The organism is Aeromonas sp. s7(2024) (genome assembly GCF_040907825.1).
GTDB lineage: Bacteria > Pseudomonadota > Gammaproteobacteria > Enterobacterales > Aeromonadaceae > Aeromonas > Aeromonas veronii.
Window position 1 is genome coordinate 84,043 of the sequence record NZ_JBFOCM010000041.1, and the last position, 12,415, is coordinate 96,457.

Sequence of the window (12,415 nt, forward strand, 5' to 3'; positions counted from 1 at the left end):
TTATCTAGGACTCGCCACTCACGCATGTCCGCCCCCTCTCCAGCAACCTTCTATCCAGCCGAGTGCCTTCAGCAAAGTCACCATTTATGCAAAATAAGTTGCATAACAAATGGTGCTACTGGCGGATCACACCTACCGCGAGCGAGAGCAGCCTCTCTTCCACCAGACGCATAAACTGACAATAAGACAATGAGTTTCCTGCTGTAACAGGAATGATTCTCAACGATGCGCCGAGCCGATGAGGTAGACAAGACAACCTGAAATCGTTTTCCCTTTTGAACAATAAGCTGTCTAAAATCAAATAAAGTTGTAAATAATCTTTGTTATGGTGAGCGTATAACAAGCGGCCTCCCTGTCGCTTCCCCTGCTGGCTCCGCCAGATGCAGCATTTTCTGCGCCTTGAAACCGAGTTATGACGCCATGCTCACCATCACCCTCGATGGAGCTCAGTTGACGGTTGACCCGACCCAGACCCTGCTCCAGATAGCAAAACAGCACCAGATCGACATCCCCTCCCTGTGCGGTGACAACACCAACGGCCCCAAGACGCCGTGCGACCTCTGCGTGGTGGAGATTGCCGGGCTCGGCATCCGGCGCGCCTGCGAGACGCCCCCCGAGGCAGGAATGGTGATCACCAGCCAAAGCGATGCCCTGCGCGTACACCGCCAGCAGGCGCTCGGCCGCATCCTCTCGGACCACTACGCTGATTGCGAAGCCCCCTGCCAACGCGCCTGTCCGGCCGGGGTGGACATTCAATCCTATCTGCATCACATCGCCATGGGGGAGCACGAGGCGGCCATGGCCGTCATCAAACAGACCCTGCCTATGCCCCTCTCCATTGGCCGGGTCTGCCCCGCTTTCTGTGAGGCCGAGTGCCGCCGCGCCTTGGTAGATGAGCCGCTCGCCATTCGCCACCTCAAGCGTCACGCCGCCGATCTCGATCTGGCCGAGGTTGCCCCCTATCAACCGGCAAAGAAGCCCGCCAAGGGCAAGCGGGTGGCCATTATCGGCAGCGGCCCGGGCGGCCTCACCTGCGGTTATTATCTGGGTTACGAGGGGTTCGAGGTCGATCTGTTCGAGGCGATGCCCGAAGCGGGTGGCTGGCTGCGCTACGGCATCCCTGAATACCGGCTGCCCAAGGCGATCCTAGATCAGGAGATCGACCTGATGTGCCAAAGCGGCATGCGGATCCACACCAGGCAGCGGCTGGGCAACCAGATCACCCTCTCGGCACTGTGCCGCGACTATGATGCGGTCTGTCTGGCCGTCGGCGCATCCAAGGCGGTGCCGATGGATTACCCGGGCAGCACCCTGGCCGGTTGTTATCTCGGGGTCGATTACCTCAAGGATCAGATGCTCACCAAGCGGCTCACCACCGGCAAGAGGGTTGCGGTGATCGGGGGTGGTAATACCGCGATCGACTGCGCCCGCACGGCGGTGCGCCTCGGCGCCGAAACCACCCTTATCTATCGCCGCACCCGCGCCGAGATGCCCGCCGAGGCATATGAGATCGACGAAGCGGAGCACGAAGGGGTGCGCTTTTTGATGCTCACCAATCCGGTGGAGAATCTGGCCGATGAGGCTGGTCGCGTCTGTCAGGTACGCCTCGAGAAGATGGCTCTCGGCGAGCCAGACGCCTCCGGTCGCCGCCGCCCGGAGCCCACCGGCGAGTTCTTCCTTGAAGAGTTTGATACCGTGATTGCGGCAGTGTCGCAGCAGCCGGATCTCAGCTTTATGGAAGGGGAGCCCCTCACCCTCCCCTTCACCCGCTGGCAGACGCTGGAGTCCCACCCCGAGACCATGCACAGCGGCCACGGCAACCTGTTCGCCATCGGCGATCTGCGCCGCGGGCCTGCGACCGCCATCGAAGCGGTCGCCGATGGTCGCAAGGCGGCGCTGGCCATCGATCAGTTCCTCCACGGTGACATGATCGACCCGGTGCGGCCCTTCAACGCCTGCAAGGCACCCACACTCAAGCAGGTCGATCCCGCCCAGTTTGCTCACCTGAAAAAAGTCGCCCGCACCATCATGCCCCATCTGGCAGAGAAGGATCGCGAGGGCAGCTTTGCCGAGGTGGAGCGTGGTCTGAGTGATGCAGATGCCCGCAGTGAGGCCAGCCGCTGCCTCGAGTGTGGCTGTCAGGCCAACACCAAGTGTGCACTGCGCGACTACGCCACCGAATACAAGGTCGATCAGAGCGCTCTCGATACCAGTCAATGCCAGAAGTTTGCAGTAGATAGCAGCAGCGAATTTATCGTGTTCGATGCCAACCGCTGCATCGGCTGCGGCCAGTGCGTGCAGACCTGTGGTGAGCAGGCGGTACAAGGGGTGCTGCGCTTTGCCAAGAACAGCGATGGTACCCTCTCGAACCGGCCGCAGTTCGACACGGGACTCTCGATGGGCGACTCCCACTGCGTGCAGTGCGGCGCCTGCGTACAGGTCTGCCCCACCGGCGCCCTGGTGGATGCCCGCGACAAGTCGCAGGGGCGCACCGAGCTGCTCACGCCGGTCAATACCATCTGCACCTACTGCGGGGTCGGCTGCGGCGTCACCCTCTATGTCGATGAGACGCGCAACCGTATCCGCTATGTGGAGGGGAACCGCAACTCGCCAGTCAATCAGGGGCTGCTCTGCGTCAAGGGGCGCTTCGGCTTTGACTTTATCCAGAGCGAGGAGCGCCTCACCATCCCGCTTATCCGCAAAGATGGCGAGCTGGTGCCCGCCAGCTGGCAGGAGGCCATCGCCCTGGTCGCCGAGCGTTTCACCGCCCTGCGCCAGCGCTATGGCAGCGATGCACTGGCGGGCTTCTCTTCGGCCAAAACCACCAACGAAGAGAACTACCTGTTCCAGAAGTTCATGCGCCGGGAGCTGGGCACCAACAACGTGGATCACTGCGCGCGGCTCTGCCACGCCTCCACTGTCACCGGGCTGGAGGCGTCACTCGGCAGCGGCGCCATGACCAACGACATCCCGAGCATCGACCACTCGGATCTCATCTTCATCATCGGCTCCGACACCTCGGCAGCCCACCCCATCATCGGCTCCCATATCAAGCGGGCAGTCACCACGGGCAAGGCGCGGCTGGTAGTGGCCGATCCGAAGCGGATCGAGATGGCGGACCACGCCAGCCTCTATCTGGCCCATCGCCCCGGCACCGACGTGATGCTGCTCAACGGCCTGATGCAGCAGATCATCCAAAACGGCTGGCACGACAAGGCCTATATCGCCGAGCGGGTGGAAGGGTTCGAAGCGCTGCAAGCGGAGGTGCTCTCTCCGACCTATGCCCCGGACAAGGTGGCCCTCGTCACCGGCGTACCGGCCGAACAGGTGATCGAGCTCGCGCGCCTTATCGGCACCGCCGAACGCACCGCCATCTACTACTCAATGGGGATCACCCAGCACACCACCGGCCACGACAACGTGCGGGCCATCGCCAACCTGCAACTGCTGTGCGGCAACATCGGCATCGAAGGGGGCGGCATCAACCCGCTGCGGGGCCAATCCAACGTGCAGGGGGCCTGTGACATGGGGGCGCTGCCCAACTGCCTGCCCGGCTATCAGAAGGTGGCCAACCCCGAGGTACATGCCCGCTTCGTGGCAGCCTGGCAGCAGCCAAACTTGCCGCGCACGCCCGGCCTCACCCTTACCGAGACCATCGATGCCGCCTGCGCGGGTAGCCTCAAGGGGCTCTATGTGATGGGGGAGAACCCGGTGCTGAGCGATCCGGATCAGCATCACGTCATCGAGGGGCTCAAGCAGCTGGAGTTTCTGGTGGTGCAGGATATCTTCCTCTCCGAAACTGCCCAACTCGCTGATGTGGTGCTCCCCTCCAGCTCTTTTGCCGAGAAGAGCGGCCACTTCACCAATACCGAGCGGCGGGTACAGCGCATCTCCCCCGCCCTCAAGGCGCCGGGTGAAGCGCGGGAGGATTGGTGGATAATCCAGCAGATCGCCAACGCCATGGGCGGCGACTGGCGCTATCAACACCCGCAGGAGATCACCGCCGAGATCTGCCGGGTAACCCCGCAATACGCCGGCATCCAGTGGGACAAGGTGGGAGCGCAAGGGCTACAGTGGCCCTGCAACGACGCGGCGCCCGAAGGCACTCGCCTGCTCCACGGCAAGCAGTTCACCCGCGGCAAGGGGGAGATGGTCGCCACCCCGTTCCGCTATGCAGCCGAACTGCCCGACGAGACCTATCCCATCGTGCTCACTACCGGCCGCCTGCTGGAGCAGTTCCACACCGGCACCATGACCCGCAAGACCAGGGGGCTCGACAAGCTGGCTGGCCCGCGGGTGATGATGAGCGTGGCGGACGCCGAGCGGATGGGCATCAGCAACAGTGAGCGAGTGAAGGTCACCAGCCGCCGCGGCCATATCGAGCTGCCCGCCTTCGTCACCAAGCGGATGCAACCGGGCGTGGTCTTTATCCCGTTCCACTTTGCCGAAGCCCCGGCCAACCGGCTCACCATCAATGCCACCGACCCCCACGCCAAGATCCCCGAGTTCAAGGTAGCTGCGGTGCGCATCGACAAGCTGGTGTGCCCGAGGCAAGGAGGGCAACACACCATGCAGGCGGAACCGGCCAAGCCAGACATCGAGGTTGCCTGAGGGGAATAGCAAAACCTGAGTAGCCGCCTGCCGGGAGAGTTGGCCCGCAGGCCTTCCTCCTTGGTGTTGCAATAGCAAAAGAGGGGTATGAGAAGGGGCCACCAACCAAAAAACACAAAGGGTTAGCTTCGCCCATAAGCTAACCCTTTGTGTTTTTTGGTGCCGATAAGGGGAATCGAACTCCTGACCTTCGCATTACGAATGCGCTGCTCTACCAACTGAGCTATACCGGCTTGTTGCTCTCCACATTCATAAAAAATGGCCGGCAAGTCAATTGAGGCAGCTCGATTTTATGAGTTGGCTCATGGTGTTAGCGCCCGATTTACAGGTCGGCAAACTCGGGGATATGGGCGCGGCCGCGGCTCTCGAGGAAATCGAGCAGGGCACGGGGGGAGCGCACCAGGATCCGCTCTTGCGGGAAGCCCGCTTCGGTCACCAGACGGTGGCTGTGGTCAAAATCGCCAAGAGTAAATGCCACGTGGGAATCGGAGCCGAAAGTGAGATAGGCCCCCAGATCTCGCGCGACTTCAACGATGGCACGGCAGTTGCCTTCGCTACCCGGGCGCGAGTGAATGAAAGAGGAGTTGTTGATCTCCAGCGCTACCCGATAGTCAGCGGCCGCCTTGACCACCGCCTGAATATCGATTGGAAATGCGGGGTTGCCAGGGTGGCTGATCATGTCGACCCGGCCGCTCTTGATGGCGTTGATCATAGCCTGGGTGTGAGTGGCCTGATCGCAGGGAGGGAATACCTGCTCATGAAAGCCCGCCATGATCATGTCGAGGCGCGACTCATAGCGCTCGGGAAAATCGATCTCCCCCTCCAGGTTTTTGATGTTGGCCTCGATACCCCGCAGGATCCCTACCCCATCCACCACTCTTGGCAATATCGGCAAGTTGGCAAAGTGCCAGACATGAGGGGCATCGGCCATCTCGGGGCCGTGATCCGTGGTGGCAAACAGCTTGATCCCCTTGGCCCTGGCTATCGGCAGATAGTCGTGGATGGTGCTGTAGGCATGGGTGCTGGCAATAGTGTGAGTGTGGGTATCGACCGGGTACTTCATCTTCTCTCCCCTCATATTTTGAAAGGGCAGCATAGCAAAGAGCGGCAGCTCGGGCCACGCCGGTGCTTGCCACACTTTGTCACAAAATACCGCGAAGCTGACATAGTCTGAGGGGCTCTGGCTGGCATACTGCCCCCGTCGATACATGCCTGAACTCGCATCGACAGTTTGCCGTCAGGATGACGCGAACTCACTTTCCCCACCGTCGCGCCCTGCGGCGGTTTTTTTTGCCTGCAAACCGCAAACCGGTAACAGACGCGCAAAAAAAGGCCCAACTAGCATGGTGCAGGTTGGGCGAGACTTAATGTTTAATTGCAGTGGCATAGATATAGAGTCCTGCTTTTTGACTAAGTTCCGCCCACTTTGCTTTTTTCATCGAAAAACATTCCGCTAACACTCATTCACATTCTCTTGACACTTCACGTTATGAAACGTACTTTTTAAACATTCGTTTAAGTGAGGTGTCCAGTGAGTAAAATCGATACCAAAAACCGTATTCTCGACGCCGCTGAAGTGCTATTTGCCGAGCGGGGATTCGCCGATACCTCTTTGCGTCTGATCACCAGTGAGGCCGACGTCAATCTGGCGTCGGTGAACTATCACTTCGGCTCCAAGAAGGAGCTGATCCAGGCAGTACTCGACCGTTACCTGAGCCTGTTTATGCCGGATCTCGATGCCCGCCTGCGGGTACTGATGGAGCAGGATCAGCTGACCCTGCTGCAACTGTTTGAAAGTTTTGTCGAGCCGCTGATGAAGCTATCGGCGGTGCGGGCCAACGGCCCGGCCATCTTCATGCAGCTGCTGGGGCGCGGCTATATCGACAGCCAGGGCCACCTGCGCCGCTTTATCACCGCCCACTATGGCCCCATTTTGCAGCGGATCACCCAGGCCATCTCCAAGGCCAATCCGGCCCTGTCGCCGGCAGATCTCTTCTGGCGCCTGCACTTCACCCTGGGCACCGTCGTGTTCACCATGGCCTCTGCCGATGCGCTGCGCGACATCGCCCTGGCCGACTTTGGCCAGCAGCTCGATGTAGAAGGGCTGGTGCGCAACGTTATTCCTTATCTGGCGTCCGGAGTCGGGGCGCCCGTGGAGTCGACCAGGCTCTCCCTGGCCGTGTAACAACCAACAATAAATCAACGGAAACAGTGAAATAGAAGGAACTTCGGTATGATCACATTGCTTGTCCTGCTGGTGCTGGCGATTGCCGTTGTGCTCGGCGTACCCTCCATCCGTAAAAAGGTGGTAACCCGTCCGGTGTTCGGCATCTTCAAAAAGATTCTGCCGCCCTTGTCAGCTACCGAGCGGGAGGCCATGGAAGCCGGCTCCGTCTGGTGGGATGGCGAGTTGTTTCGCGGCAACCCCGACTGGAAAAAACTGCACGGTTACGGCAAGGCCGAACTGACCGCAGAGGAGCAGGCCTTTATCGACAATCAGGTCGAAACCCTGCTCGCCATGGTTGACGACTTCAAGATCGTCAACGAAACCAAGGACCTGCCGGAGCCGGTGTGGGACTATCTGAAGAAGGAAGGCTTCTTCTCCCTGATCATCCCGAAATCCTACGGCGGCCGCGAATTCTCTGCGATTGCCAACTCCACCATCGTTACCCGCATTGCCACCAAGAGCCTGAGCGTGGCGGTCACCGTCATGGTGCCGAACTCCCTCGGCCCGGGCGAGCTGCTGATGCACTATGGCACCCAGGCCCAGAAAGATTTCTGGCTGCCGGGGCTGGCCAGTGGCAAAGAGGTGCCCTGCTTCGCCCTGACCGGTCCGGAAGCGGGCTCCGATGCCGGCGCCATTCCTGACAAGGGGATCGTCTGCAAAGGGATGCACAAGGGTGAAGAGGTGCTGGGTATTCGCCTCAACTGGAACAAGCGCTACATCACCCTGGCCCCCCGTGCCACCGTGCTGGGGCTGGCGTTCAAACTCTATGACCCGGAAAAACTGTTGGGTGACAAGGAGGAGCTCGGCATCACCTGCGCGCTTATCCCCACCAGCCACCCCGGCGTGCGCGTCGGCGATCGCCACTACCCCATGGGTCTGGCGTTCATGAACGGCCCGACCTTCGGTAAGGATGTGTTCATTCCGCTCGACTGGATCATCGGCGGCCCGGATTACGCCGGTCGTGGCTGGCGCATGCTGGTCGAATGTCTCTCCGCCGGTCGCGGCATCTCGCTGCCTGCGCTGGGCACCGCTTGCGGTCACATGGCGAGCCGCACCGTGGGCGCCTACTCCTATGTGCGCAAGCAGTTCGGCATGTCCATCGGCAAGTTTGAAGGGGTGCAAGAGGCGCTGGCTCGCATCGGCGGCCTCACCTATCAGCTGGAAGGGGCCCGTCGTATGACCGCAGGTTCCTTGGACTTGGGTCAGGCACCGGCCATCGTCACCGCAATTTCCAAGTACCACATGACCGAAATGGCGCGCCAGATCATGGATGACTCCATGGATATCCACGCCGGTCGTGCCATCCAGCTGGGCCCGAAAAACTACACCGGCTACGCCTACATGGGTATTCCGGTCGCCATCACGGTGGAAGGGGCCAACATCCTGACCCGCAACCTGATGATCTTCGGGCAAGGGGCTACCCGCTGCCACCCGTACGTCTTTGCCGAGCTGGAAGCGGCAGCCGATACCGACGTGGAACGCGGTCTCGAGAAGTTTGACGCCCTGCTGATGAAACACATCGCCTTCGGCGCCGGCAACTTCTTCGGCTCCCTGTTCCAGGGGCTGACCCTGGGTCAGTTCAACAGCGCGCCGGTGGCCGGTGAAACCGCTCGCTACTACAAACAGCTCTCCCGTATGAGTAAAGGGCTGGCCCTGTGCGCCGACGTCTCCATGCTGATGCTGGGTGGCGACCTCAAGCGCAAGGAGATGATCTCCGCCCGCCTGGGTGACGTGCTGAGCCACCTCTACCTGGCCTCCGCCACCCTCAAGCACTACGAGGATCAGGGCCGCATGGTCTCCGATCTGCCGTTCGTGCAGTACGCGGTGGAACGCAACCTCTACCTGATTGGCAAGGCGTTCGAGGGCTTCTTCCAGAACTTCCCGAACAAGGTGGTGGGTGCCGTACTCAAGCGGGTGGTGTTCCCGTTCGGCGTGGGTTACAAGATGCCGGCCGACGATCGCTGCCACGCCATCTGTCTGGCCATGATGAAACCGGGCGAGTTCCGCGACCGTCTGACCGCCCTCTGCTATGTAGGCAAGGACGAGGCGGACCCGGTCGGTCTGATGGAGCGTGCCTTCCAGGCCATGGTCGCAGTGCAGCCCTACGAGAAGAAACTGGTGCAGGCCCAGAAAGAGGGCAAACTGCCCCGCAAACTGGCGCTGCCGGAACTGGTGGAAGCTGCGCTGGCCAAATCGGTGCTGAGCAAGGACGAGGCAGACAAGCTGCTGGCCGCCGATGCCCTGCGCTACGAAGCGATTCAGGTAGACAACTTCGCCCCGGGCGAGCTGGAAGGCTTCTCCCAGCAAGCAAACAAGCAGCCAAACAAGGTCGAACACGCCGCCTGATCCCTTGGCAAACCAGTACCAAACCGGCCCTCGTGGCCGGTTTTTTTGTTTGTTAACCATGCATTTACAAGCCGGGAGAATTCCAGTTAAATGCTTGAGTCCCTTTGCAGGGGCTTTGGAAGCAAGGCCAGCGGAATGGCCGATAACAACAACTCAGGAAGAGTGAATGAACCTCGCCAAAACGGCGATCGAACGCCCCATCTGGGTGGCGGTCTCGATCGTGCTGATTTTCCTGCTGGGCCTGCTCAGCATCCGGGGACTGCCGATCCAGCTGTTCCCCGACATCGACCGTCCACACCTCAACATCTCGGTGAGCTGGCGTTCAGCCTCGCCCCAAGAGATGGAGTCGGAGATCACCGACCCCATCGAACAGGAGATGCAGGGGGTGCAGGGGCTCAAGAGCCTTGTCAGCAACAGCTATCCCGGCTTTACCGAAATCGACATGGAGTTTGCCCTCGGCACCGACATGCAGCGGGCCCAGCTCGATGTGATTTCGCGGCTGAACCGGGTCTCGGGATTGCCGGACAAGATTGGCGGCCCCTACGTCAACAACTACAGCAGCAACGACACCCTCACCTTCTTCTTCATCCAGCAGCTGCCCGGCGCCAAAGGGATGATCGATGATCATCAGGCGTTGATCGAGGCGCGGGTCAAACCCGAGCTGGAGCGCATCGAAGGAGTCTCGACAGTCGCAATCGAGGGGATCAACGAGCGCCAGATCCAGATCCGCTTCGACCCCTATCGCGCCGCCGAGCTGGGGGTGGAGATCCCGGTGCTGGCCAGCCGGGCCCCCACCGGCTGGGACGTGTCGGCCGGTACCCTCGACATCGGGCGCTGGGAGTACAAGCTGCGCTTCGCCGGTCGCTATGATGTCGAGACGCTGGGGGACAAGGTGGTGGACTGGCGCGATGGCCTGCCCATCTATCTGCGGGATGTAGCAGAAGTAAGGGTGGCCAGGGAAGAGAACCCGGTGCTGCGGATCCAGAACGGCAATACCGCCATCGCCGCCCAGATCTTCAAGGAGAGCGGTGCCAATGCCCTGGCATCCCTTGAGGCGATCAAGGCCCGGGTGAACGAGCTCAACCGCGAGGTGCTGGAGCCGGTCGGGCTGCACATGGAGCAGTCGTTCGATGCCTCCCTCTACATCAATCGCGCCGTCAGCATGGTCACCGCCAACCTGGGGCTCGGGGTGCTGCTCTCCTGTGCCATCCTCTGGCTCTTCCTGCGCCAGCTCAAGGCGACCCTGATGATTGCCCTAGCCATCCCCATCAGCATCATGCTCACCTTCTGCCTGCTCAAGGTGATGGATCGCACCCTCAATATCATCTCGCTGGCGGGCATCGCCTTTGCCGTCGGCATGGTGCTCGATGCCGCCATCGTGGTGCTGGAGAGTATCTACCGGCGCCACGATCGGGGGGATTTGAGCAAGGCGGAGGCAGCGCTCGAAGGTACCCGTCAGGTGTGGACGGCGCTGGTGGCCTCCACCCTCACCACGGTCGCCATCTTCCTGCCGGTGCTGCTGCTCAACGATGTGGAGGGTCAGCTGTTTGCCGATCTGGCGCTCACCATCGCCTGCGCCGTGACGGTCTCCATGCTGGTCGCCGTCACCGTGCTGCCTGCGGTGGCGGCGCGCTGGATGGGACATGAAACGCTGACCGATCCCTATGAGTCGCTGTGGCAGCGCACCACCCGTCACGTGATCCGCTGGACCTCGACCTCACGCCAGCGCTGGACGGTCATCACCCTGATGATGAGTCTGCCGGTACTGGCCACCTGGGCGCTGCTGCCGAAGATGGACTATCTGCCAGACGTGAAACGGGACGCGGTGGATGTCTGGATGAACTTCACCCCCGGGGTCAACCTCAAGGCCCAGCGAGAAGAGGTGATCGATACCCTGATCGCCCGCCTCGCCCCCTACATGAAGGGGGAGAAAGAACCGGCCCTCAAGAACTACTACATCTTGCGCTACCCGGGGGGCGCCCAGATTGGCGTGCGCCCCAAGGACGAGACCCGCATCAAGGAGCTGGAGAGCCTGTTGATGAAACAGCTGCTGGTGGGTATTCCCGACACCCGGGTGTTCGGCGGTCAGGGGTCGCTGTTTGGCGGCTTTGACAGCGAGAACGGCGTCTCCCTGCTGCTGCAGGGAGGCAACCTGCCCGAGCTCTATCAGGCGGCCCGTGCCAGCATGGAGATCCTCAGCAAGGACCTGCCGGGAGCACAAATCCGGCCCGAGCCGAGTCTCGACTTCACCGCCCCCGAGCTCAAACTGGTGCCGCAAGATCGGCGTCTCGCCGAAGTGGGTTGGGATCGCACGCCCCTGCCCACCATCATCCAGACCTTTGGCGACGGCTTGCGGGTCGGCGAGTATTTCGATGGCGAGGATCGGCTCGACATCATGCTGATGGGGCAGAGCTCCGCCAATCCGGACGAACTGAAGGCAGTGCCGCTGGCCACCCCCTCCGGGCGCATCGTTCCCCTTGGCGAGCTGTTGCGGGTAGAGCATGACATGGGCCCGGCCAGCATCTTCCGGGCCGATGGGCGGCGCAGCATCATCCTGCAGATAGCGCCCCCCGCAGGCATGACCATGGAGCAGGTGCTCGACACCCTGAAAAACCGCAGTTTTGCCGCCATCCGCCCCCTGCTGCCCGCTGGTGGCGAGCTGCGCATTGCCGGCAACGCCGACAGCCTGCAACAGGCGCTCGACAATCTGGGGACCATCTTCCTGTTTGCCGTGGTGATCCTGCTGGTGCTGCTGTGGGGGGTGTTTGCCTCCCTCAAGGATGCCCTGCTGGTGTTGCTCACCCTGCCCCTTGCCTCGGTTGGCGGCGTGCTGGCGCTGCAACTGAGCGGGCTGCTGGTGCCGCTGCCGATGGATCTGCTCACCATCATCGGCTTTGTCATCCTGCTGGGACTGGTGGTCAACAACGCTATCCTGCTGGTGCATCAGACCCGCACCGCCGAGCGGGACGGCATGAGCCGTCAGCTGGCGGTAGCTGATGCCTTGCAAAGCCGGATGCGCCCCATCGCCATGACCAGCCTCACCAGCATCTTCGGCATGCTGCCGCTGATGCTGAGCCCGAGCGAGGGGAGCGAAATTTACCGCGGGCTCGCCACCGTCATTGTCGGCGGCATGAGTTGCAGCACCCTGTTTACCCTGATCCTGTTGCCTGCCTTCCTGCGTCTCGGGGAGCAGGTGGCGATCCCACAACCCCTGCGCCAGCGGGCCTGAGC

Annotated in this window: 5 protein-coding genes and 1 tRNA gene; 4 read left to right on the plus strand and 2 right to left on the minus strand. The window is 61.5% G+C overall.

Annotated features, from left to right (window positions below):
• Positions 1–399 precede the first annotated feature (399 nt).
• Positions 400–4,611, plus strand: a complete 4,212-nt coding sequence (gene fdhF / locus AB5Y73_RS20155; protein WP_235686273.1) for a formate dehydrogenase subunit alpha — start codon at positions 400–402, stop codon at positions 4,609–4,611.
• A 157-nt stretch (positions 4,612–4,768) separates the two neighbouring features.
• Here the strand turns inward: fdhF and AB5Y73_RS20160 are convergent.
• Positions 4,769–4,844 (minus strand) — tRNA-Thr (locus AB5Y73_RS20160).
• 89 nt (positions 4,845–4,933) lie between these two features.
• Positions 4,934–5,674, minus strand: a complete 741-nt coding sequence (locus AB5Y73_RS20165; protein ID WP_181497161.1) for a phosphatase — start codon at positions 5,672–5,674, stop codon at positions 4,934–4,936.
• Between the two features lie 468 nt (positions 5,675–6,142).
• Between AB5Y73_RS20165 and AB5Y73_RS20170 the strand changes: the two genes are divergently transcribed.
• The 3 genes from AB5Y73_RS20170 to AB5Y73_RS20180 all read left to right on the plus strand — a co-directional run bounded on the left by AB5Y73_RS20170 (position 6,143) and on the right by AB5Y73_RS20180 (position 12,413).
• Positions 6,143–6,796, plus strand: coding sequence for a TetR/AcrR family transcriptional regulator (locus tag AB5Y73_RS20170; protein WP_041208826.1), 654 nt, complete (start codon positions 6,143–6,145; stop codon positions 6,794–6,796).
• A 48-nt stretch (positions 6,797–6,844) separates the two neighbouring features.
• Positions 6,845–9,184, plus strand: a complete 2,340-nt coding sequence (locus tag AB5Y73_RS20175; protein WP_107685055.1) for an acyl-CoA dehydrogenase — start codon at positions 6,845–6,847, stop codon at positions 9,182–9,184.
• Positions 9,185–9,350: 166 nt separating this feature from the next.
• Entirely contained in the window at positions 9,351–12,413 is a 3,063-nt protein-coding gene (locus AB5Y73_RS20180; protein WP_181497160.1) for an efflux RND transporter permease subunit, read from the plus strand.
• The last annotated feature ends 2 nt before the right edge of the window (positions 12,414–12,415 follow it).

What these genes read in the sequence shown, in the direction of transcription:
- AB5Y73_RS20165 (WP_181497161.1), bottom strand. Translation starts at nt 5,674, where the DNA reads ATGAAGTACCCGGTCGATACCCACACTCACACTATTGCCAGCACCCAT.
- AB5Y73_RS20175 (WP_107685055.1), top strand. Translation starts at nt 6,845, where the DNA reads ATGATCACATTGCTTGTCCTGCTGGTGCTGGCGATTGCCGTTGTGCTC.
- AB5Y73_RS20180 (WP_181497160.1), top strand. Translation starts at nt 9,351, where the DNA reads ATGAACCTCGCCAAAACGGCGATCGAACGCCCCATCTGGGTGGCGGTC.